This is a genomic window from Rhodococcus sp. NPDC049939, from assembly GCF_040656415.1.
Taxonomy (GTDB): domain Bacteria; phylum Actinomycetota; class Actinomycetes; order Mycobacteriales; family Mycobacteriaceae; genus Rhodococcus_F.
Genome location: NZ_JBFAMC010000004.1, coordinates 319,709 through 341,756, shown reverse-complemented (window position 1 = coordinate 341,756; position 22,048 = coordinate 319,709). Strand labels below are relative to the sequence as shown.

At 63.1% G+C, this 22,048-nt stretch carries 20 protein-coding genes; 12 read left to right on the top strand and 8 right to left on the bottom strand.

From position 1 onward, the window contains the following. Positions 1 to 69: 69 nt before the first annotated feature. The 4 genes from AB0I57_RS16530 to AB0I57_RS16515 all read left to right on the top strand — a co-directional run bounded on the left by AB0I57_RS16530 (position 70) and on the right by AB0I57_RS16515 (position 6,179). Positions 70 to 3,036, top strand: coding sequence for a UPF0182 family protein (locus AB0I57_RS16530; protein WP_358337301.1), 2,967 nt, complete (start codon positions 70 to 72; stop codon positions 3,034 to 3,036). 32 nt (positions 3,037 to 3,068) lie between these two features. After that, positions 3,069 to 3,773, top strand: a complete 705-nt coding sequence (locus AB0I57_RS16525) for a DsbA family protein (RefSeq protein ID WP_358337298.1) — start codon at positions 3,069 to 3,071, stop codon at positions 3,771 to 3,773. 1,295 nt (positions 3,774 to 5,068) lie between these two features. Beyond that, positions 5,069 to 5,386, top strand: coding sequence for a hypothetical protein (locus AB0I57_RS16520; RefSeq protein ID WP_358337295.1), 318 nt, complete (start codon positions 5,069 to 5,071; stop codon positions 5,384 to 5,386). Positions 5,387 to 5,480: 94 nt separating this feature from the next. Beyond that, complete coding sequence (locus tag AB0I57_RS16515) at positions 5,481 to 6,179, top strand: HNH endonuclease family protein (RefSeq protein ID WP_358337563.1); 699 nt, start codon at positions 5,481 to 5,483, stop codon at positions 6,177 to 6,179. A 5-nt stretch (positions 6,180 to 6,184) separates the two neighbouring features. On the opposite strand, the gene AB0I57_RS16510 is transcribed toward AB0I57_RS16515, so the two are convergent. Continuing rightward, positions 6,185 to 7,759, bottom strand: coding sequence for a molybdopterin-dependent oxidoreductase (locus AB0I57_RS16510; protein WP_358337293.1), 1,575 nt, complete (start codon positions 7,757 to 7,759; stop codon positions 6,185 to 6,187). Positions 7,760 to 7,844: 85 nt separating this feature from the next. Between AB0I57_RS16510 and AB0I57_RS16505 the strand changes: the two genes are divergently transcribed. Continuing rightward, positions 7,845 to 8,660, top strand: coding sequence for a shikimate 5-dehydrogenase (locus AB0I57_RS16505; RefSeq protein WP_358337290.1), 816 nt, complete (start codon positions 7,845 to 7,847; stop codon positions 8,658 to 8,660). A 32-nt stretch (positions 8,661 to 8,692) separates the two neighbouring features. On the opposite strand, the gene AB0I57_RS16500 is transcribed toward AB0I57_RS16505, so the two are convergent. Continuing rightward, the gene (locus AB0I57_RS16500) at positions 8,693 to 9,202 is read right to left on the bottom strand and encodes an O-acetyl-ADP-ribose deacetylase (RefSeq protein WP_358337287.1); all 510 of its coding nucleotides are present in this window, start codon (positions 9,200 to 9,202) and stop codon (positions 8,693 to 8,695) included. A 66-nt stretch (positions 9,203 to 9,268) separates the two neighbouring features. Between AB0I57_RS16500 and AB0I57_RS16495 the strand changes: the two genes are divergently transcribed. Beyond that, positions 9,269 to 9,730, top strand: a complete 462-nt coding sequence (locus AB0I57_RS16495; RefSeq protein WP_358337284.1) for a thioesterase family protein — start codon at positions 9,269 to 9,271, stop codon at positions 9,728 to 9,730. Between the two features lie 21 nt (positions 9,731 to 9,751). Here the strand turns inward: AB0I57_RS16495 and AB0I57_RS16490 are convergent, their stop codons facing one another. Next, positions 9,752 to 10,780 carry a phosphotransferase family protein gene (locus tag AB0I57_RS16490; protein WP_358337281.1) on the bottom strand — a complete coding sequence of 343 codons (1,029 nt, stop codon included), beginning with the start codon at positions 10,778 to 10,780 and terminating at the stop codon, positions 9,752 to 9,754. A gap of 112 nt (positions 10,781 to 10,892) precedes the next feature. Then, positions 10,893 to 11,363: an Lrp/AsnC family transcriptional regulator gene (locus tag AB0I57_RS16485; RefSeq protein ID WP_358337278.1), complete on the bottom strand. Its 471-nt coding sequence runs from the start codon at positions 11,361 to 11,363 to the stop codon at positions 10,893 to 10,895. Between the two features lie 191 nt (positions 11,364 to 11,554). On the opposite strand from AB0I57_RS16485, the gene pdhA reads away from it, so the two are divergent. The 5 genes from pdhA (at position 11,555) to AB0I57_RS16460 (ending at position 16,824) form a co-directional block, all read left to right on the top strand. Then, complete coding sequence (pdhA, locus tag AB0I57_RS16480) at positions 11,555 to 12,652, top strand: pyruvate dehydrogenase (acetyl-transferring) E1 component subunit alpha (RefSeq protein WP_358337276.1); 1,098 nt, start codon at positions 11,555 to 11,557, stop codon at positions 12,650 to 12,652. Then, on the top strand, positions 12,649 to 13,629 hold the full coding sequence (locus AB0I57_RS16475) for an alpha-ketoacid dehydrogenase subunit beta (protein WP_358337273.1): 981 nt from the start codon (positions 12,649 to 12,651) through the stop codon (positions 13,627 to 13,629). The genes pdhA and AB0I57_RS16475 overlap by 4 nt, the downstream gene beginning before the upstream one ends. Before the next feature lie 29 nt (positions 13,630 to 13,658). Beyond that, entirely contained in the window at positions 13,659 to 14,912 is a 1,254-nt protein-coding gene (locus tag AB0I57_RS16470; protein WP_358337270.1) for a dihydrolipoamide acetyltransferase family protein, read from the top strand. Between the two features lie 62 nt (positions 14,913 to 14,974). Next, entirely contained in the window at positions 14,975 to 16,159 is a 1,185-nt protein-coding gene (locus AB0I57_RS16465; protein ID WP_358337560.1) for an MFS transporter, read from the top strand. A gap of 32 nt (positions 16,160 to 16,191) precedes the next feature. Further along, positions 16,192 to 16,824, top strand: a complete 633-nt coding sequence (locus AB0I57_RS16460) for a hypothetical protein (protein WP_358337267.1) — start codon at positions 16,192 to 16,194, stop codon at positions 16,822 to 16,824. A 47-nt stretch (positions 16,825 to 16,871) separates the two neighbouring features. On the opposite strand, the gene AB0I57_RS16455 is transcribed toward AB0I57_RS16460, so the two are convergent. Genes AB0I57_RS16455 through AB0I57_RS16445 form a run of 3 tightly spaced genes read right to left on the bottom strand, consistent with a single transcriptional unit; the run spans position 16,872 to position 19,734 of the window. Beyond that, positions 16,872 to 18,293, bottom strand: a complete 1,422-nt coding sequence (locus tag AB0I57_RS16455; RefSeq protein WP_358337264.1) for an NAD(P)(+) transhydrogenase (Re/Si-specific) subunit beta — start codon at positions 18,291 to 18,293, stop codon at positions 16,872 to 16,874. Next, entirely contained in the window at positions 18,293 to 18,622 is a 330-nt protein-coding gene (locus tag AB0I57_RS16450) for an NAD(P) transhydrogenase subunit alpha (RefSeq protein WP_358337261.1), read from the bottom strand. The genes AB0I57_RS16455 and AB0I57_RS16450 overlap by 1 nt, the downstream gene beginning before the upstream one ends. Beyond that, on the bottom strand, positions 18,622 to 19,734 hold the full coding sequence (locus tag AB0I57_RS16445) for a Re/Si-specific NAD(P)(+) transhydrogenase subunit alpha (RefSeq protein WP_358337258.1): 1,113 nt from the start codon (positions 19,732 to 19,734) through the stop codon (positions 18,622 to 18,624). The genes AB0I57_RS16450 and AB0I57_RS16445 overlap by 1 nt, the downstream gene beginning before the upstream one ends. Before the next feature lie 296 nt (positions 19,735 to 20,030). Here AB0I57_RS16445 and AB0I57_RS16440 point away from each other — a divergent pair, with 296 nt between their 5' ends. Next, entirely contained in the window at positions 20,031 to 20,408 is a 378-nt protein-coding gene (locus AB0I57_RS16440; protein ID WP_358337557.1) for a DUF488 family protein, read from the top strand. A gap of 71 nt (positions 20,409 to 20,479) precedes the next feature. On the opposite strand, the gene AB0I57_RS16435 is transcribed toward AB0I57_RS16440, so the two are convergent. Then, positions 20,480 to 22,021 (bottom strand): AMP-binding protein, encoded by a 1,542-nt coding sequence (locus tag AB0I57_RS16435; protein ID WP_358337255.1) that lies wholly within the window; start codon positions 22,019 to 22,021, stop codon positions 20,480 to 20,482. Positions 22,022 to 22,048: the final 27 nt, after the last annotated feature.

Below are 22,048 nucleotides of genomic sequence, written 5' to 3'. Positions count from 1 at the left end.
TGTCCGCCTGGAAGTGTCGGCTATTCGGCGGACCAGCTGCTCGAGCGCGACGAACCGCGGGAGGTGAGCATGCAGCCGTCCGAGCGGGTGCGCCCACTGTCCCGGCGGATGATTGCCTTGATCACGACGATCCTGGTCTTCGTCGCCCTGCTTCTGATCGGTCCTCGCCTGGTCGGGGTCTATACCGACTGGCTGTGGTTCGGTGAGGTCGGCTACCGCAGAGTGTGGGGAACCGTCCTCGTCACCCGGTTGGTCCTGTTCATCGTGGTGACCCTACTGGTCGGCGCCGTGATCTTCGGCGCGCTGACAGCGGCGTACCGCTCCCGCCCACTCTTTGCGTCGTCCGCCGCAGCAAGAGATCCGATCGAGCAGTACCGGACCCTGGTGATGAGCCGCCCGCGATTGTTCGGTATCGGCCTCCCGCTGCTGCTCGCCCTGCCCTTCGGCCTGAGCGCACAGGCGAACTGGGACACTGTGCAACTCTTTCTCCGTGGTGGCAGCTTCGGAACGGTGGACGCGGAGTTCGGTCACGACATCGGCTTCTATGTCTTCGATCTGCCGCTGTACCGCCTGATCCTGACCTGGCTGTTCGTCGCTGTCTTTCTGGCCTTCGTGATCAGCCTGTTGACGCACTACCTCTTCGGCGCGATACGACTGTCGCAACGGGCCAAGAGCAGCGGCATAGAGGTGACACGCTCGGCACGGATTCAGCTCGCCGTCCTCGCGGGTACGTTCATCGTGCTCAAGGCGGTCGCATATTGGTTGGATCGGTACGCGTTGCTGTGGAGCGCCAGAAAAGAGCCCACCTTCACCGGTGCCGGGTACACCGATATCAACGCCGTGCTGCCGTCCCGGCTGATTCTGTTTTCGATCGCCATTATCTGTGCGATAGCGTTCTTCGCGGCGACCGTCGTGCGAGATCTGCGGATCCCCGCTATGGCGGCTGCCTTGCTGGTTTTGTCCTCGATCCTCGTCGGAGGAATCTTCCCGGCCCTGATAGAGCAGTTCTCGGTGCGCCCGAACGCCGCCGACCGCGAGAGCCCCTACATCGAACGCAATATCGACGCGACCCGCCAGGCCTACGCGATCGGGCCTGATCGTGTCGAGTATCAGGCCTACCCAGGGGTGGGCACGACGCCGCCTCGAGATCTGCCAGCCGATATCACCACCATCGCGAACGCCCGGTTACTCGACCCGAACGTGCTTTCGCCCACCTTCACCCAACAGCAACAGCTGAAGAACTTCTATGGGTTCACCGAGACGCTGGACATAGACCGCTACACGATCAACGGAGAAGTCGGCGACTATATCGTCGCCGCTCGTGAGTTGTCCCCGAACAGTCTCAGTGGCAACCAGACTCAGTGGGTCAACCGACACACCGTCTACACACACGGCAACGGGTTCGTCGCGGCACCTGCGAACCGGGTCAATGCCGCCGTTCGCGACGAGGTCGGCGAGAGCGCCAGCAGCGACAGCGGATACCCCATCTACACCGTCAGCGACATCGCTTCCCAGGGCACCGACCGACAATTGATCCCGGTCGACCAGCCCCGCATCTACTTCGGCGAGGTGATCTCCCAGGCGAGCCCGGACTATGCCATCGTCGGAGCGAAGGAGGGTGAGGCGCCGCGCGAATACGACACCGACACAACCAAATACACCTACACCGGTGCTGGTGGGTCTCCCGTGGGAAGTTTGTTCAACCGACTTGCGTTCGCAGCCAAGTACACGGAGCGGAACATCCTCTTCTCCGGCGCTATCGGGCCCGATTCGAAGATCATCTTCAACCGCGACCCGAGAACCCGTGTCGAACTCGTCGCGCCCTGGCTGACAACCGATGCCGACCCCTATCCTGCGGTCGTCGACGGACGGATCATCTGGATCGTCGATGCATACACCACCCTCGATCACTACCCCTACTCTCAGCCCGGCACCCTGACCGAACCCGTCGTCACAGCCCCCGGCGTACCCCCTCAGATCGAGGAAGTCTCGTACGTCCGCAACTCGGTCAAGGCCACCGTCGACGCCTACGACGGCACCATCACCCTTTACCAGGTCGACGAGAACGATCCGGTACTGACGGCTTGGATGAAGATCTTCCCCGGGACGGTGCAGCCTCCGGAGTCGGTCTCCGACGAGCTTCGAGCGCACTTCCGCTACCCACAGGACCTCTTCCGGATCCAGCGTGAGCGCCTCGCGAAGTACCACGTCGACGACCCGCGGGAGTTCTTCACCAACAACGCGTTCTGGTCGGTGCCCAGCAACCCCACCGCCGACACCAATGGGCAACAACCGCCGTACTACGTCCTCGTGGGTGACCAGGAGACCGCCGAACCGTCGTTCCGGCTCGCCAGCGCGATGGTCGGGTTCAACCGCGAATTCCTGTCCGCATACATCTCGGCACGGTCGGACCCCGAAGGCTACGGGCAGATCGAGATCCTGCAATTGCCGACAGACACCCAAACCCAGGGCCCCCAGCAGACTCAGAACTCGATGATCTCCGATACCCGGGTAGCGTCCGAGCGAACCCTGCTCGAACGGTCGAACCGCATCCATTACGGCAACCTGCTGACCTTGCCGATCGCCGATGGTGGCGTTCTCTACGTCGAGCCCCTCTTCACCGAGCGCCTGACCAGTTCCGCTGCCGGATCGACGTTCCCGCAGCTGTCCCGCGTCCTGGTCAGCTACAGAGACCCGGGCACCGGCGGTGTCCTCGTCGGGTACGCGCCCACACTCGCGGAGGCGCTCGACCAAGTGTTCGGGATCGGAACCGGCGTCGCGGCGACTGCGCCAGGAGGCGACGCGGCCACTGCACCGCCATCCGAGACGCTGCCGGCGCCGCAGGAAATAACTCCTGCACCGCCGGGAGTACCGGTGCCCGAAGAGCTCACCGCTGCTGTACTCGAACTCAACGATGCTCTTGCCAACTTGCGCGAGGCTCAGCGCACCGGCGGGTTCACCTCCTACGGCACTGCACTCGACCGCCTGCAGCAGGCCATCGACGCATACCTCGACGCGGGCGGAAGTTTCAATTGACAACCCTGCCGAGCCATCAATGAGAAGGTGTCGTGAAGTACTCCACCGTGGATTTCCATTTCGACCCGATGTGCCCATTCGCGTACAACACGTCGCTGTGGATGCGCGAGGTCCGTAAGCAGCTTGGCGTGACCGTCAACTGGCGCTTCTTCAGCCTCGAGGAAATCAACCGTCAGGACGGCAAGAAACATCCTTGGGAGCGCGATTGGTCCTACGGATGGTCACTGATGCGGATCGGGGTACTGCTGCGTCGACAGGACATGGCCCTGCTGGATCGTTGGTACGCCGCAATCGGTCACGAACTACACACCAAGGGCGGAAAACCCCACGACCGCGAAGTCGCACGGCGGCTTCTGGGTGAGATCGGCGTCGGCGCCGAACTTCTCGACCGTGCGCTCGCCGACCCGAGCACGCACGACGAGATCGAGGCCGACCACCAGCGGGTCACAGCAGCCGGCGGCTACGGGGTCCCGACATTGTTCTTCGGCGATCAGTGCCTGTTCGGACCGGTTTTGGTGAACCCACCGACAGGCAAGGATGCGCTGACTTTGTGGGACGTAGTCACCGGGATGGCACAGTTGCCACACGTGTACGAGCTGCAAAGACCGAAGTCACCCGCAGACCTCGAGACGATCGGTACCCACCTGCGCCCCTATCTGAACGGACGCGATTGGGTCAGCATCAACCGTGGCGAAGTTGTCGATCTCGACAGACATCTTCGGGGACAGTCGAATTGACGTATTTGTGTGGTTCTCGGTTCCAGCCGAGGCCAGGGCGTCAAGCTTGCGCGCCCACAATCCGCGGGGCGGATGCTGCCGCAAAGCGGCGCCGCCGGCACGGTTGGCCATCGCAGCCCCGCCGAGATTCGCACCTGGAGCCATACGCGAAAGTCGTTAACCTACCGCCGAGTAGACGCTGGCGAGACCATGAGATCCCATCTGCTCGGCGCACCTCGAGAACCGCTCGATCCCCGCGCGCCACCGCTCGATCCCAGCACCAGATGAGCCCAGCACCAGATGAGCCAGGAACTTGCGCCGAGGGACTCGTCCAGCCGAATTGGTGAGCCCTTCGCGGTCCAAATGACGGTCATCGAACCGGAGCTGAGCAACGAATTGGGTGCCAGAAAGCCCGCTCAACCTGTGTAAACAACATTCGTCAACATGAATATGTGGAAACCGCCACATTTGCGTGTACCGTCGGATACCATCCGCAGCTCTAGTCCCACTGCGATCTGCGGACGGAAAGGGTGTAGGTGTCCACGCCGGGAATCCGGCAGGTTCACTGAACAACGAATTCGAAGATCGGAGTTACAGATGGAAGGCTTTGACCAGGGCGGCGACGGTTCAATTAACATGGGAGCCATCATTGGCGCGCTGATTGGGTTCCTCATCGGGGGTAGCATCGGCGGCTAGCTTCCAATAAGCCACCACATAGCTTGGTCGCGCGGTGACGCGCTGCGACCGAGCACCAGACTTCGAAGGTCTCCTGCTGTGGGTAACGGGGGTGCTCAGACACCCACTCACAGTCAGGAGATTTTCGCCGTCTGCTCCGATGCTCCGCCGCTGCGAATGCTCGCATCGGGAAATCCCAACCGAACGTCCAATCCTCGACTACGCTCCGCGGAAGAACCAAGAACAAGATGGCGGCTGTCTGCGCCGGAACTCACCGGCCCTGCTGCCATACATGATTTCGGCGATCGGAGGGAAGCAGATGATCGAGTTCTCGCCCGTTCTCTTGGAGATTCTCCAGGCACTCCCGTCGTTGTTGGGCAATTGGGAGACCGGCTCGTTGAATTCTTGAGCTGCAGGCACAGTGGGCTGCCCGGGCGCCCTCACGAGCCTTTACTGGCCGCACCGCCACGATCATCAGCATCGGTGACTCTATCGCCATGAGCGATGTCGTCGTCCGCTTTGTTCGTCGAACTACCGGTTTGGTTGTGGCGCAACGCCCGATCCACGGCTGGCACATGGATTCTCTGTGATAGATGCTGGAGAGTAAAGGAGCTGCGGCATCGAAGACTCGGGAGTCGGCCATGAGCATCCTGATCCAGGTTCTCGAACAGGGCTACTCGCTCACCACTCCGTGGGAGCAACGCAAGTACGCTTTTGTCGACGCAGCCCACATTGTGACCATCCGACTCGACGGCCAGTCCGGTGTATGGCTCGACGGCATGAAGCACGGTGAGTCGCATCGACTGGCGGTGAGTCCAGTGCCCAGCGAAGCAATATTCTTCCTTCTGCGCACCCTCGATGTGATCGCAGAATGTCGACAGAACGGCGGTTCCTGGCTGATCGGCCACGACGGCGCGCATCTGTCTTCCATCGCAGCAGTGCGCCTACCCTTCTCGTGACGTGTCGGTGGGCGTGTTCATACTCCTGCCGGAGGGGTGACGACTCGTCGATCGCGGGGGGCGAATGAGAAGACTGTGTGCGGCCGCGCCTGGGATGACCCTGGTTGGGATAACGGCTGGGATAGCACTGTCGATCACCGGCTGCGGTGTGTCGATTCTCGACCTGGCCGGCCCGGGACCGGCCCCGAACAGTCCCACTCGCGCGCAGGTCGAGGAGTTGCTCGGGCGCGTGCAGACGGTTGCGTCCCGTCCACATCCGGGCGGCTATCAGCGCGGGTGTTCGGGCAAGGAATTGTGTGTGTTCGGGCCGGCCTGGACCGACGACCAGGACGCGGCGGGTGGGCACGACGGCTGCGACACCCGAAACAACGTTCTCGCGATCGATCTGCGCTCGGTGACGTTTCGTGAAGGAACTCACGACTGTGTAGTGCTCAGTGGAATCCTGGCCGATCCGTACTCCGGCGAGATCGTCACGTTCGACCGCAGCGCCGCGAGAGAAGTCCAGATCGACCACGTGTACCCCTTGGCGGCGGCCTGGGACATGGGCGCGTCGATGTGGCCGCGAGAGCAGCGAGTCCGATTCGCCAACGACGTCGTCTTCAATCTGCTTGCTGTCAACGGGGCCGACAACCAGGACAAGGGAGATCAGACCCCGCAGGACTGGCTGCCGCCGAATCCGGCGTATCACTGCTTCTACGCGGGCAAATATCTCACCGTCGCGGTCGAATACCGACTTCCCGTGACGCAGGCGGATCGTGAAACTCTCGCAGAGGTGGCGCGGCGCTGCCCGTGAGCGGTTCAGGACACCGTGAGCGTGCGGGTATCCCACCCGGTGGCGCCATCGGGGACCGGCGAGGTAAGTTCCTCCACCTGCACGTTGCCGTCGAGGTCGGTGGCCCGCACCTGCAGGGTGTGCCTGCCGGGTGTCGCATCCCAGTCCCAGGTCCACTGCCGCCACGTGTCGATGCTGTACTCCGGTGCGAGCGTTGCCGTGTGCCAATCGCCGTTGTCGACGCGCACCTCGACCTTGCCGATCCCGCGGTGCTGCGCCCATGCGGTGCCCGCGACGAGGACACGTCCGGCTTCGGGTAACGCCGAGGGTGCCGGAACATCGATCCGTGAGGCGGTCTTGATCGGACCCTGCGCAGACCAGCCCCGTTGCGTCCAGTAGGCCTGGGCCTTGTCGAACCGCGTCAGCTCCCAATCGACTACCCACTTCGTGGCCGACACGTACCCGTACAGCCCCGGGACTACCTGCCGCACCGGATAGCCATGTTCGAAGGGCAATGGCCGCCCGTTCATCGCCACCGCCAGGATCGCGTCCCGCCCGTCCTGCAATACCTGCACCGGAGTGCCCGCGGTAAAGCCGTCGCTGCTCTTGGAGAGCAACATGTCGGCGTCTGGCTGCACACCGACCTCGGCGAGAAGGTCTGCAATCGGGTATCCGATCCACGTCGCATTGCCTGCGAGGTCACCACCGACCGGGTTCGATACGCAGGTCAGCGTGATCACCCGTTCGACAGGTGTCCGAGCGATCAGATCCTCAAACGTCAGGGTCAGCTCCCTATCCACCATGCCGTGGATTCGTAGCTGCCACTCGTCCGTTGTCAGGCGCGGAACCCGCAGCGCGGTGTCGATGCGGTAGAAGTCCTCGTTCGATGTGATGAAGGGCGTGGCACCCGGCACGGCGATGTCGGTGCCAGGCGCGATCGGTCTCGCCCTGTCTGTTACGGCGGGAATGACGAAGTCACGGCGATTCTCCACCGCCCCGGCGATCTGCCGCCCCAGGTACCGTCCAGTGGCCCCCGCCGCGGCCGCCACTGCCGCCGCGGCGGCTGCGAACAGAAGGAAACTCCGCCGCGGCATCCGCGAATCCGTTGCACCCGCATCTTCCGGCACCTGAGCGGTGGATATGAGGACGCGCAGGACGACGATCCCTGCAACGAGACCCACCAAGGTCGGTACCGCAAAACTCCAGGTGGCTTCCGGGCGCTGAATCGCGGAGTAGACGCCCACCCCACCGAGGACGGCGAGAATCGCACTGCCGTACGGCGCCCGCGGCTGCTCCACGATGCCCGCCACCGCCGCAATCAGCACGATCAGGATCGCCATACCGATGAACAGCGCAGGTTTGTCGTTGGTGCCGAAGGTGTCGATCGCAAATTCGCGCAACCACTCGGGACTGCGGTCCACGGTGGTCGATCCGACCGCGTAGAAGGGCGAAGAGTTCGGATCGACAAGCGCGGCGATCAGTTCGCCCACTCCGAGCACGACACCGGCCGCAACGACTCCAGCGAGAGCACGGTAAAACCAGTGCCCTCGTCTTCGATGCGCGTGGGGGGTCTCTTGCCGGTCACCGATCGTGGTGCTCACCGCAGCATTGCTCCTTTGCTGTCGACACTGTGTATTCGCAGCAGGGAGTGAGCGCGTATCGAAGCCCCCTACTAGCATTTGCCAGATGAACCAGCTGGACAAAGACACTACGCTCTGCATCTCACTGTCCGGTCGACCGAGCAATATCGGCACACGCTTTCACAACTATCTGTACGCGGAGCTGGGTCTGAATTTCGTCTACAAGGCCTTCACCACGAGCGACCTTCCAGCCGCGGTCGGGGGTATCCGCGCCCTCGGGATACGCGGCACCGGAGTCTCCATGCCGTTCAAGGAACAAATCATCGAGCTTGTGGACGTGATGCACGAATCGGCGTCGGTGATCGACTCGGTCAACACAGTTGTCAACGAGGACGGAGTATTGCACGCGTACAACACCGACTATCAGGCCGTAGCGAATCTGCTACGCGACAACAGGTTGCCGCACTCGCACTCCGTCGCAGTCGCCGGCAGCGGCGGCATGGCGAAGGCAGTGGTCGCCGCCGTGCGCGATTACGGTTTCACCGACGTCATCGTCGTCGCCCGCAACGAGAGCACGGGCCGCGCCCTGGCGAATCGATACGGATTCGAGTGGCAACCCGAACTCGGTTCGGCACGGCCGGGCCTGCTGATCAACGCCACGCCCATCGGCATGGCGGGCGGCCCGCAGGCCGAAGAGGTGGCCTTCCAGCCCGACGCGATCGATGCGGCGGAGGCCGTTTTCGACGTGGTCGCGGTCCCCGCGGCCACACCGCTGATCCGGGCTGCGGCCGAGCGCCGAAAAATCATCATCACAGGCGCCGAGGTCGTCGCCTTGCAGGCGGCGGAGCAGTTCGTCCTCTACACCGGCGTTCGCCCAACTCCCGAAGAGGTTCGAAGGGCCTCAGAGTATTCACGACGGTGAGATAGGCGCCGTCGCTTTCGGGGTTGCGGAGTTCAGTCGATCTCGACACGCAGCAAAGTCGCCATCCGTTCGTCGAATGCCACGAACAGGACGCGAGGAATCCCGGACTCCGCCTTGCGGACAGCACCGACCGCCTGACTGACGGCATCGTCTGCGGGCCAGCCGTACACCCCGGATGAGATGACCGGGAAGGCGACCGAGCGCGCGCCGAGGTCGGACGCCACCGCCAAGCTGCTGGTGTAGGCGCTGCGTAGAGTTGCCGACCGGTCCTCCGAAGCGGAATACCTCGGGCCGACCGTATGGATCACCCACCGGGCGGGTAGTCGGCCCGCCGTCGTCGCCACCGCCTGCCCCGCAGGCAGACCGTCCCGCAGTGTCGTGGCCCTCAGGCGCCTGCATTCTGCGAGGATTTCGGGTCCACCGACCCGATGTATGGCTCCGTCTACACCCCCACCGCCGAGCAGCCCGGAATTTGCGGCGTTGACAACCGCGTCGACCTCGACCTGAGTGATGTCCGCCTGCACTACCTCGATGGTGGTCATCTCCCGATTATCGCCGCAGTATCGCTCTCACGAACGGTAGCGAGCGCTCGTACTAGGGTCGAGGCGGTGAATGACGATGACGCTTCCGCTCTGCCGACCGCCGCAGACTTTCCTGTCCTCTGGCCGGTGCCGACTCGCTGGGAAGACAACGACCACTACGGCCACGTCAACAACGTCACCTATTACTCGTACTTCGACACCGCCGTCAACGCCTGGCTGATCGACAGCACAGGCACCGACATCCGGAATCTGCCCGCGATCGGGGTGGTCGCCGAGACGTCCTGCAAGTTCATCAGCGAGTTGACCTTCCCGGATCGATTGCGGGTGGGGTTGTCCATCGAAAAGCTCGGAACTCGGAGCATTGTCTACGCTCTCGCGATATTCCGGGAGAACGACGACGCACTCGAACTCGCCGCCCTGGGCCGTTTCGTTCACGTGTACGTCGACGCGAGGACCAGGAAAGCAGTGTCCATTCCCAGTGAGATACGAAGCGCTGCAACAAGACTGGCTTCGCGTGACACCCACTGACAATTCGGTACCACCCCGAAGTCAGCGCAGGCCCTCGGCCTCCGCGGTTGATACGGCGCGGCCGATGATCCCGTCAACCAACATGGTGGTGGGCACACCGCTTCCAGCCTTGTTCCGTGGATCGTCGATCACACGGCGCAACACACCTTCGGCTATGATCGCCAATTTCCACAGCGCTAGAACGTGCCAGTAGCCCACGTGCGTCACGTCGCGCTTGGTGTCGTGGACATACGCCTCTACCAGCTCCGCACGCGAGGGGAATCCTTCGAGAGTGGAGGTTGGGAACGGCCCTGCGAACTCGTCACCTGCTTCGGGCCAGTACGCCAGTAGGGCACCGACATCGGCAAGCGGATCCCCTAAGGTGCACAACTCCCAGTCGACCACCGCGACAATTTCGCCTTCTTCCGGAGAGGTGATCACATTGCTCAGATGGAAGTCACCATGCACCAACGACAATTCGGTCTGTTCAGGCATATTGCGCTCGAGAATGTTCGCCAGTTCCACGACCGCCGGAACGTCGCGCGTACGCGACTTCTCCCACTGATCGGCCCATCGCTTCAACTGCCGTGCTGCATAGGGCTTGTGACTGGCCAGGTCGACCAGACCCGCGTCGGCAAGATCGACCGCGTGGATCTTCGCGAGAGTTCTGGGCATCGAAAGACCCACAGCTCGCCTCTGCTCGGGTGTCAACGCCTCCGCTGCGCCGACACTGTCCAGCACCACCCCGTCGACGTAGCTCATCAGCACGAGCGGCGCATCGGTCACCTCCGGATCCTCGGTCAGGCCAAGAATCTTCGGAACCGGAACACCAGTGCCCTGTAGCGAGGACAGAATTCGATGTTCGCGAACTACGTCGTGTGCCGACGCGAGCAGATGTCCGAGCGGAGGCCGTCGCAGCACCCACCGTCCCCCACCCGAATCGCTGACCCCGTACGTGAGATTCGATTGACCGTTACCGATCCTCTCGAAACTCAGCGGCGCGATCGCTCCCACACCGAGTCCGGTAATCCACGCAGAAACGGCATCTTCATTCAGCCCCACAACATTCACGGCCTAGATGCTAGCCTCTCGCGACCCCGACGCTGAGTTGAATTGATCCGCCGCAACGGTTGTTCGGGTCCGGCAGCAGGCAGGGCGCGACGAGCCGGGAGGTGGGCAGTGGTTACTGCCTGGTCATCCTGTCGAGCAACGGCGCCATCCGCGGTCCGACGAGTTCGCGCATCACCAGCGCCATGTTGGTGCGTTCGACACCGGGAATCTTGAGGATCTGATCCGCGAGCCGATACAGGTCGTCGGCATCTCGGGCCACTACCCGCACAGACAGGTCGGCTTCGCCGGTGATACCCGATACCTCTACAACCTCGGGAATTCCGGCGAGCGCATCAACCACGTCGTCGAGTTGGTGCTGGTCCACACGGGTGGCCACGTAGGCGGCGAGCGGATAGCCGAGTGCCCTCGGGTCGATCAAGCGGTCGAACGAGCCGAGGGCACCTGCCGCTTCCCATCTCGACAACCTTGCCTGGACCGTGTTGCGGGACAGTCCGAGACGCTGCGCCAACTCCACGCCCGTCGCACGAGGATTCTCGGACAGCTGCAGTAACAACTTGGCATCGGTCGCGTCTAAATTGGTCATAAATCGCAGTATGACACCTTTCGGGGGGCCAATGTTGAGCATTCTGCTCGATTCCAAGTGCACCACTTGCGCATTTCGCGTTCTCGTGGATGCTGTGAAGTAGGACATACGCCGCATTTGTCCCGACCGCAGCGCACGTCTCTCCCGCGGACCCACAAGGTTCCCGGGCCCGGCAACGTGAGGTGAATCCGATGGTCGACAACATTGCCTATCCGGTCCAGCTCATCCAGCCTGACGGCCGGCGGGTTCTGATGCCCGATTACGCCGACCTGGTTCGCGACATAGGACCGCAGCAATTACGCGGCCTCTACGAGGATCTCGTGGTCACCCGCCGGATGGACGTCGAGGCAGTCGCTCTGCAGAGGCAGGGTGAAATGGGATTGTGGGCGCCCATGCTCGGTCAGGAAGCTGCGCAAGTCGGTTCGGCCCATGCACTCCGGCCCGACGACTACGCGTTCATCAGCTATCGCGAGCATGCGGTCGCCTACTGCCGGGGCGTCGATCCGGGCGTGATGGCCCTGATGTGGCGCGGGTGCGCCCATTCAGCCTGGGATCCACGCGATTTCAATCTCACCAATCCCGCGATCGTCGTGGGGTCCCAAGCCTTGCACGCCACGGGATACGCGATCGGCGCCCATCTCGACGGAGCGGAGATCGCGACCATCGCCTACTTCGGCGATGGTGCCACCAGCCAGGGCGACGTTGCCGAGGCCCTCGGATTCTCGATGAGCTACAACGCGCCAGTGGTGTTCTTCTGCCAGAACAATCAGTGGGCAATCAGCGTACCCGTGGGCCTCCAGAGCCCGGCGCCGATCGCGCAGCGCGCCGCCGGATACGGCATGCCTTCAATCCGGGTGGACGGCAACGACGTTCTCGCCGTCCTCGCAGTGACCCGCAAGGCCACCCAGCGTGCCCGGGACGGCGAGGGACCCACGTTCGTCGAGGCCATCACCTACCGCATGGGCCCCCACACCACGTCGGACGATCCCACACGCTACCGGTCCGCAGCGGAAACCGAGGCATGGAAAGCGCGCGACCCGATCGACCGGGTTCGACGGTTGCTCGACAGGGATGGACTACTCGACGAAGCGTTCGTCGCACATGTACAGGCCGCGTCTGACGACGTCGCCAAGCGGTTGCGCTCAGGAACGATCGGCGCGCCCGATCCAGCACCACTCGATCTGTTCGACAACGTCTACTCCGCCGATCACCCGCTCATAAATGAGGAGCGGGAGCAGTACGCTAAATATCTGGCAGGCTTTGCCGGCACGCAGGAGGCTGTGTCATGACCACCACCATGTCGTTGGGTGCAGCGCTCAACGCCGGACTCAGACGCGCTCTCGAGAACGACGGGAAGGTCGTGATCATGGGAGAGGACGTCGGGCGCCTCGGTGGGGTCTTTCGAGTCACCGACACGCTTCAGAAGGACTTCGGCGACAACCGCGTGATCGACACACCACTCGCCGAATCAGGGATCGTCGGCACGGCATTCGGCATGGCATTGCGCGGCTATCGGCCTGTCTGTGAGATTCAGTTCGACGGCTTCGTGTATCCCGCGTTCGACCAGATCGTGGCGCAGGTGGCCAAGATCCATTACCGCACCCAGGGACGAGTCACGGTGCCCCTCACGATCCGAATTCCCTACGGCGGCGGCATCGGGGCCGTCGAGCATCACTCCGAATCGCCGGAGGCGTACTTCGCGCACACCGCCGGACTGCGCGTCGTGAGCCCCAGCAACCCGGAAGATGCGTTCCATATGATCCAGCAGTCCGTCGCGGCGGACGACCCCGTTGTGTTCTTCGAACCCAAACGGTGCTACTGGGACAAGGCCGAGTTCGACCCGGACGCTCAACCGGAACTTCCCCTGCACCGGGCGCGGGTGGTCCACGAAGGAACCGAGGCCACCATCGTGGCGTACGGCTCCGTCGTATCGACAGCATTGTCGGCCGCGAAAATCTCAGCAGAAGAAGGACATTCGCTCGAGGTGATAGACCTGCGTTCGCTCTCTCCGATCGACTTCGACACGATCGAGGAATCGGTCCGCAAGACCGGCAGGCTCGTCGTAGCACACGAAGCACCCACATTTCTCGGTCTCGGCGCGGAGATCGCCGCCCGTGTCACCGAGCGGTGCTTCTATCAACTCGACGCACCGGTTCTGCGAGTCGGTGGTTTCTACGTCCCCTATCCCCCGGCCAGGCTGGAACTACACCACATTCCCGACGCCGACCGCCTTCTGGATGCCGTCGATCGCAGCTTGGCGGCCTGACCACGATCGTCCGACGAGAGGAAGCGCCCGTGGCACAGGAATTCCGCCTTCCGGATCTCGGCGAAGGACTGACGGAGGCGGAACTTGTCTCCTGGGCCGTCGAGGTCGGCCAGACAGTCGAACTCAACCAGATCCTCGGAGAGGTCGAGACGGCAAAAGCGTTGGTCGAGTTGCCGTCGCCATATTCAGGGGTCGTGGAGGAACTGCTCGTTCCGGTCGGCAGCACGGTGCCGGTGGGAACGCCGATCATCCGCATCGAGCCAGACCCGGGGGCAGAAGAACCTCCAGCAGACAAATCCGTCCTAGTGGGGTACGGGCCCGTGGCGCCGGCTGCGAGCAAGCGCGCCCGGCGCAGAGCAGTCCAGCCTCCCGAATCGGACACAGCGCCTTCGGACACAGCGCCGTCGGACGCAACCCCCTCGAAGACTCGTCCTGACGCATCCCCGGCAGCCCGTATCGCAGCGCGTGAACTCGGGGTCGATCTTTCCGCCGTCACCGGAACCGGGCCGTCCGGGGCGGTCACCAAGGACGATGTGCACACGTACGCCCAATCACCCAGGCGCGCACCGATGTCGTCGTCGGAACGCGAAACCCGAACCCCGATTCGCAGTGTTCGGAAGCAAACTGCCGCTGCGGTGGTCCGCAGCGCGTTCACCGCCCCTCACGTCACCGAATTCGTGACCGTCGACGTCACGAGATCGGTGAAACTGCTGAGACGCCTGCGGAAACTTCCCGAGTTCGAGGGGCTGTCCGTGACGGCGCTCAGCCTCGTTTCGAAGGCGATGATCGTGGCTCTGCGTGAGAACCCGAGCCTCAACGCCTCCTGGGACGAGGAGAACCAGGAAATCGTCACCAAGCACTACATCAATCTTGGGATCGCTGTCGCGACACCTCGCGGTCTCATGGTCCCCAATGTAAAGGACGCTCAATCACTGAGCCTGCTCGAGCTGTGCCGTGCAATCACCGACCTGACCGCAGCGGCGCGAAGCGGCAAGACCGAGCCCGCACACCTCACCGGAGGAACGGTGTCGATCACCAATGTCGGGGTGTTCGGCGTCGATACCGGCACCCCGATCCTCAATCCCGGTGAATCTGCGATCGTGTGCCTGGGAAGCATCACCAGACGACCGTGGGTCCACAGAGACGAACTGGCGATGCGATGGGTGACCACCCTGAGCGTGTCATTCGATCATCGGGTGGTCGACGGAGAGCAGGGGTCGAGGTTCCTGTCGTCCCTGGCCTCGATGCTGCGCAATCCTGCGGCGCTGCTCGCACACCTCTGACACTCGGTACGTTTGATCTGGTGAGTAATTCCCCAGCCAGAACAGTCACCAAGCGGGCAGATGTGAGCGAATCGCTTCGACGTGCCCGGGTGGCGACATTCACGCTCTTCGGGACCTGCGGGTTCCTGTTCGGCATGTGGGTGGTGCACATCCCGGCTATCGAAGCCCAGACCGGGATCGACCATGCGACCCTCGGCACCCTGCTCTTAGTGCTGGGTGTCGGCGCGATCGGTGGCATGCAACTGTCTGTTCCGCTCGCGGACCGAGTCGGCAGTGGGCGCACTGCGATAATCGCGGGACTGGCTCTGTCGATCACAACGATTGGACCGGGGCTTGCGACCGGGGCATGGCAACTCGGGTTCGCCCTCATCGTGTTCGGCTTCACCATGGGCGCGATGGACGTCTCGATGAACTCGCACGCAGTCGATGTCGAAAAGCGTTACGGGCGGCCCATCATGGCGGCGTTCCACGCCCTGTTCTCGGTAGGCGGCGCCGCGGGAGCGCTTCTCGGGGCATCGACACTGGCCGCAGGATGGGCGCCCGCGACGGCGCTTCTCGCTGCAGGCGTCATCGGTATCGTCACGGTCACCGCGATCTCACGATGGGTGTTGCGCGACCCTGTACGCCGACCTGACGAGTCCGCTACCGCCGAGAAGGCGCCACGACGACTGTCCATACGAGTCCTCGTACTCGGGGGCATCGCGTTTGCCCTCATGCTGTCCGAGGGTGTCGCGAACGACTGGAGCGCGCTGCAAGTCAAGGAGCATCTCGGGACACCGGATTCTGTCGCCGCCCTCGCGTTCGGCGCCTTCTCGGTGATGATGACGATCGGCCGGCTCACCGCAGACCGTGTGAGCGGCGCTTTCGGGCCCGTCGCCGTGATCCGCTACGGGATGCTGATTGCCGCCACGGGAATCCTGCTCGTTCTGATCTCAGGGCAACTCGCGCTCACGATCGTCGGCTGGGCCCTGTTCGGCTTGGGATTGTCGGGCAGCCTCCCACAGATCTTCACCGCAGCAGGCAACCTAGGCTCCAGCTCGGCGAGCGCCAACCTGTCCCGGGTGGTCACAATCGGATACATCGGATTTCTTTCGGGACCGGCCATAATGGGCTGGATCAGCCAAGTGATCCCCCTCACAGCTGCGATGACGGTCCCACTGGTGTGCGCCCTCGTCGTCGCTGCTTGTTCGGGTGCTGTGCGGCGCACGCCGATCACCGTTCACCGAACTCACAGCTCTCTCTCCTGATTCGTTCAGGACTGGTTGTCACACTGGGCTCCGTGATCGATTCCACCAATCCGCTCCGACGCAGCGTCTATCGCCTGGCCGTCGCCGCGGCAGGCGTGGTGGCGCTGCTTTCGCTCTACCTCGTCAACCCCGAACTGCCGACGCTGACGCTCCCGGAAATTTTCAGACCCGTCGCCGAACCGGTGGTCGAAGCCGTCAACGTGACCTCTGTGCTGGCGGCGACCACGATCGTCGCGATCGTCGCAGCGATGCGCAAACTTCCGTACGGAATGGCCGCGGCCTTGATGCTGTGCATCGGCTCGAATATCACGGGCGCAGGCATCAGGGAGTGGGCATCGGATACCTCCGCGACGTTGCTGCCGAACGGGCACGTGGTCGCAATCATCGCTCTCTGGGGCGCAGCGCTTCTCGTGACCGCGCCGCGATTCCAGCCGGTGCTCGTGGGTCTCGGATTCGTCGTGGTCGTCGCGGTCGCCGGCGCCGTGGCTCTCGTCGATCCGATCAGCGTCCCCGGGATCGTCGCAAGCCTTCTCGTAGGCGCAATCTGGTGGGCGCTGGCCTCAGCTGTGATGTTGTATTCGCCCGCCGCTGCCGAACGCGAAAGGCAACGGCCCGACACCGCGGCCATCGCCTTCTCGCGCTACAACGGCAATAACCGACCCTGATCGCCCGGCGGTGAACCAGTGCCGCCGCCGGCGACCAAGTCCGGGAACTACAGCGCTTTCAGTTCCTCGGTTACCTCAGTGACCATTTTCTTGGCGTCGCCGAAGAGCATCGAGGTGTCGTCGGCGAAGAACAGTGGGTTCTCGATCCCTGCGAAGCCGGAGTTCATCGACCGCTTGAGCACGATCACCGACTTCGACTGATCCACATTCAGGATCGGCATACCGTGAATCGGACTGGACGGATCATTTCGTGCTGCGGGGTTGGTGACGTCGTTCGCTCCGATCACCAGGGTGACGTCGGTGCGGGCGAACTCGTCGTTGATTTCGTCCATCTCCTTCATTGCGTCGTACTCGACGTCGGCCTCGGCGAGGAGCACGTTCATGTGTCCTGGCATCCGACCGGCGACCGGGTGGATGGCGTACTTGACCTCGACGCCCTTGGATTCGAGCAGCTTCGCCATGTCCTTCACCGCGTGCTGGGCCTGCGCAACGGCCAATCCATACCCTGGGACCACGATCACCTGATTCGCGTATGCCATCTGGATCGCCGCGTCCGCCGCCGATGTGGATTTCGCCGTCTTGGCGGTCCCGTCTCCGATTGCCGCGGCTGCGCCGCCGCCGAATCCACCGGCCACGATCGCCGGAATGGACCGGTTCATGGCCTTCGCCATCAGGTTCGTCAGGATCGAACCCGACGCACCTACGATCATTCCGGCCACGATCATCGCCTGGTTGTTCAAGGCCAGACCCGCCGCTGCGGCGGACAAGCCGGTGAGGGCGTTGAGCAGTGAGATGACGACTGGCATGTCGGCGCCACCGATCGGCAGAACCACCATCAACCCGAGCGTCGCCGCGAGGACCAGCACACCAACGATCCACCACTGACTCGTAGCTTGGGTGGGTTCGATGGCCTTGATTCCTATGACCACTGCCAACACCACCGCCCCGATCAACAGCACGGCATTCAGTGGTTGCTGGAACTTCCCTATACCGATCGGCCGACCGGGCAGAGTTTCCTGCAGTTTCAAGAACGCGATCACCGATCCCCAGAACGAGACCGACCCGACTATCGCCGCGAACAGGGAGGCGATCACGATGTGCACCGTCGGCATCTCCCCGTGCGAGAAGGCGGTGAACCCGTCCGAATCCAGGAACTCTGCATAAGCGATCAGGGCTACGGTGCCACCCCCGACCCCGTTGAACAGAGCGACCAACTGCGGCATCGCCGTCATCTTCGTCCGCAACGCGGGTGGCACGCCCAACACCACACCGATCACCAAGCCGGTCACGATCAGGACCCAGTTGGAAGTGTCTCGGATCGAGATCAGGGTGGCGACGACGGCGACGATCATGCCCGCCGCCGCAATCTGATTGCCCCGTACCGCGGTCTTCGGGCCAGTCAGACCCATCAAACCGTAGATGAACATCGCGAAAGCGATGATGTAGAGGATGTCGACCAGGTACCCCATTACTTCTCCCCCGTCTTGTCGACGGCATCAGCGCGTGCGGCGGGCTTGGACTTGAACATCCCCAACATCCGGTCGGTGACCACGAAGCCGCCGACCACGTTGACCGTTCCGAACACCAGCGCCACGAACAAGATCACCTGCAGACCCCATGAGGGGTTGTCGACCTTCCCAAGCACCACAAGGGCACCAAGCACGACGATGCCGTGGATGGCGTTCGTGCCCGACATCAACGGGGTGTGCAACGTGTTCGGGACCTTGGAGATCACCGCGAAACCAACGAACCCTGACAGCACCAGGATCGCGATATTGGCCAACAGTTCGGTATACATCAGGACACCGCCTCCTCACGGGTGACGCACGAGGCGGCAAGCACCTCGTCCGAGAAGTCTGGGGCCAACTGGCCTTCGACCAACATCAGCTCCAACAGGGCCGAGACGTTTCTGGCATACAGCTCCGACGAGTGCTCAGGCATCGTCGAAGGCAGGTTCAACGGTGAGCAGATCGTGACCCCGTGCTTCACCACCGTCTGGCCGGGCTCGGTCAACTCGCAGTTGCCGCCGGTCTCCCCGGCCAGGTCGACCACCACCGATCCCGGCTTCATACCTTCGACTGCCGCGGCCGTCACCAGTCGAGGCGCAGGACGACCCGGCACGAGTGCAGTCGTGATGACCACGTCGAACCTCTTGATCCCATCCTCGAGCGCTTCCTGCTGGCGCGCCCGTTCGTCCTCGGAGAGCTCACGGGCGTACCCACCCTCGCCGGCCGCATCGATCCCCAGATCGAGCCACTGGGCGCCCACTGACCTGACTTGATCGGCCACCTCTGGGCGCACGTCGTATCCGGTGGCCCTGGCGCCGAGCCGCTTGGCCGTCGCCAGAGCCTGCAACCCGGCCACACCGACTCCGAGCACCAGCACTGTGGCGGGTTTGACGGTGCCTGCGGCGGTAGTGAGCATCGGGAAGAAGCGGGTCGACTCGGACGCGGCCAGCAACACCGACTTGTACCCCGAAACGTTCGCCTGCGAAGACAGCGCATCCATGACCTGCGCGCGAGAGATACGTGGGATCGCCTCCACCGCGAATGCCTGTACACCCGCCGACTTCAACGCTGCCAGCTGGTTGTCCTTGCCGCGGGGGTCCAAGAATCCGATCAGCGTCTGCCCCCGTTGCAACCTTGCCACCTCGGCGTCCGACGGCGGCGCCACCTTCACGAGCACGTCCGCCGACCACGGATCGGCGATCTTGGCCCCCGCTGCGACGTAGAGGTCGTCGGGAATCAGGGCGCCGAGACCGGCTCCCGGCTCGACCACCACCTCCACACCCTTACCGATCAGGGCGGCCACGGTCTTCGGCACCAAGGCCACCCGACGCTCACCCTCGTTCGACTCGCGCGGGACGCCGACCGTCGGACGCGGCTGTGCCGTGCTCTGCGATGTATCCATTTATCGACTTCCTGCGGTAGATGGTCTGCGTGCCGCTTCGAGCGGCAACCAACCGATATTGAGCGGCATGTGTCCCTCACCACGATTGAATTTGAGCTGATGATAGCCAAACGGAAACTACGACCTGCGGACGCCATGAGCCTGCAGGCGAGCGTCCGAGTCGAGCGCGAACTGCGGCACCTGCCCGCAAATCTCTCCATTTGTGAGCACGGTCACAATATGATTCGTCGTAGTCTGGCGGTAGACACCCGCACCGGGAGCGGAGGTTGATCGTGAGCACGCCGAAAGAACAGAGCATGCCGGGCACAACCGAGACACCGTCTGTCGTTGTCGAGCGCGTCTACGACCACCCGACCGAAGGCGACGGGTTGCGCCTGTTCGTCGACCGCTTGTGGCCGCGTGGGCTGCGTAGGGATGCCTTTCATTTCGACGACTGGGCCAAGGATCTCGCGCCATCGACTGAACTGCGTCATTGGTATTCGCACGACGTTGCAGCCTTCAGCGAGTTCCGGGAGCGGTATGTACACGAGTTGGAGTCACCGACCGGCCGGAAGGCCGTCTCACGGGTACAGGAACTCGCCCGAGGACGGCCGATCGTTCTCCTGACCGCAACCAAGGACCTCAGACACAGCCATGCCGAAGTCCTGGGTGAGTACCTGCGGAATCAATCGTGAGCGAAGACCGCACTGTCCATTGGTGCACCAATTCTGTGTGCACCAACACTGATCGTCCCGATTGTCGATGATCAACCGGTGTTCGAATATCTCTCTCTCAATTGGTGCTTGACGAGCTTTCCGGTGGCCGTGCGCGGCAGGTCGTCGGAGAAGTCGATCGTGCGCGGTGCCTTGTAGTGGCTCACCCGATCGCGAACGTAGTCGAGCAGTTCTCGGGCCAACGCATCCGACGGCATGGCCCCGTCAACGAGTTGCACCACCGCCTTGACCTGTTCGCCCATCTCCTCATCGGGCACGCCGATCACAGCGACATCGAACACCTTGGGATGCATGATGAGCACGTTCTCGGATTCCTGCGGGTAGATGTTCACTCCACCCGAGATGATCATGAACGCCGCACGGTCGGTCAGAAACAGAAAGCGATCGGAGTCGAGGTAGCCGATGTCGCCGCTCGTGGTCCACGCCGGATGGCGGGGGTGCGTCGCGGCCTCGGTCTTCACCGGGTCGTTGTGATATTCGAACGACCGCTCCTCCTGCTCCCAGTAGATGGTTCCGATTTCACCGGCGGGCAGATCGTTTCCACTGTCGTCGCAAATGTGGACGACGCCCATGACTCCGTCGCGGCCCACCGATCCCGGCTTTGCGAGCGACTCGGCGCTGTCGATGAACGTGGCACCCGCTCCTTCGGTGGAGGCATAGTATTCGTAGATCACCGGACCCCACCACTCGATCATCAACCGTTTCACCTCGGGCGGGCACGGTGCCGCCGCATGAATTGCCACCCTCTGGCTCGACAGATCGAATTTTGCGCGAACAGCCTTCGGCAGCTTGAGCATCCGCACGAACATCGTCGGCACCCACTGGCTGTGAGTCACGCGGTATCGCTCGATCAACCGCAGCGATTCCTCGGCGTCGAATCGGTCCATCAAGATTATCGTTCCGCCGGTGGAGTTGATTACGCTGCAAAATCGCAGCGGCGCCGCGTGATACAGCGGCGCGGGGCACAGATAGATCGTGTCCGAGTCGAATCCGAAGATCGCGACGAACGCCGCGGCGGACTCATCCATCGCGGCATCCACTTCAACATCAGGCAGAGCGAGTTCGACGCCCTTGGGCCGTCCCGTAGTGCCCGAGGAGTACAACATGTCCTGACCGCGGGGTTGCGAATCGAGCGGTTCGTCAGACTGCCCGGCGAGAGCTTCTTCGTAACTGTCGAATTCGGGAAGTTCACCGCCATACGCGAGGCGATGCCGAACTCGGGGAATCCGGCTTGGATCGCGCGGAACGGCATGCTTGACGTCCGCCGAGACGATCAGAACCTGCGCTCCGCAGTCGTCCACGATGTACCCCGCCTCCTCGGGGGTGAGGTGCCAGTTGACCATCGTGACGTACAGCCCGGATCGCAGCGCTGCCCAATACACTTCGAAGACGCGGACGTCGTTGCTCGACACCAGCGCCAAGTGGTCTCCCACCTTCAGTCCGAGCGAGCGAAGGTACCGAGCGAGGCGGGTGGAACGTTGGTCCAATTCCCGGTAAGTGATCTGTTCCCCCGTCGAGGGGCGGATGACAGCCGGCTTGTCGGGGGTGGCCGCAACGAAGTTTCCCGGGAACATTCGCGCTCCTCTTGCCGAGGGAGATTC

Coding starts and splice junctions, on each gene's coding strand:
- AB0I57_RS16475 (WP_358337273.1), top strand. CDS start 12,649: ATGACCACCACCATGTCGTTGGGTGCAGCGCTCAACGCCGGACTCAGA.
- AB0I57_RS16530 (WP_358337301.1), top strand. CDS start 70: ATGCAGCCGTCCGAGCGGGTGCGCCCACTGTCCCGGCGGATGATTGCC.
- AB0I57_RS16505 (WP_358337290.1), top strand. CDS start 7,845: ATGAACCAGCTGGACAAAGACACTACGCTCTGCATCTCACTGTCCGGT.
- AB0I57_RS16455 (WP_358337264.1), bottom strand. CDS start 18,293: ATGGGGTACCTGGTCGACATCCTCTACATCATCGCTTTCGCGATGTTC.
- AB0I57_RS16500 (WP_358337287.1), bottom strand. CDS start 9,202: ATGACCACCATCGAGGTAGTGCAGGCGGACATCACTCAGGTCGAGGTC.
- AB0I57_RS16520 (WP_358337295.1), top strand. CDS start 5,069: ATGAGCATCCTGATCCAGGTTCTCGAACAGGGCTACTCGCTCACCACT.
- AB0I57_RS16445 (WP_358337258.1), bottom strand. CDS start 19,734: ATGGATACATCGCAGAGCACGGCACAGCCGCGTCCGACGGTCGGCGTC.
- AB0I57_RS16450 (WP_358337261.1), bottom strand. CDS start 18,622: ATGTATACCGAACTGTTGGCCAATATCGCGATCCTGGTGCTGTCAGGG.
- AB0I57_RS16435 (WP_358337255.1), bottom strand. CDS start 22,021: ATGTTCCCGGGAAACTTCGTTGCGGCCACCCCCGACAAGCCGGCTGTC.
- AB0I57_RS16440 (WP_358337557.1), top strand. CDS start 20,031: ATGCCGGGCACAACCGAGACACCGTCTGTCGTTGTCGAGCGCGTCTAC.
- pdhA (WP_358337276.1), top strand. CDS start 11,555: ATGGTCGACAACATTGCCTATCCGGTCCAGCTCATCCAGCCTGACGGC.
- AB0I57_RS16515 (WP_358337563.1), top strand. CDS start 5,481: ATGACCCTGGTTGGGATAACGGCTGGGATAGCACTGTCGATCACCGGC.
- AB0I57_RS16485 (WP_358337278.1), bottom strand. CDS start 11,363: ATGACCAATTTAGACGCGACCGATGCCAAGTTGTTACTGCAGCTGTCC.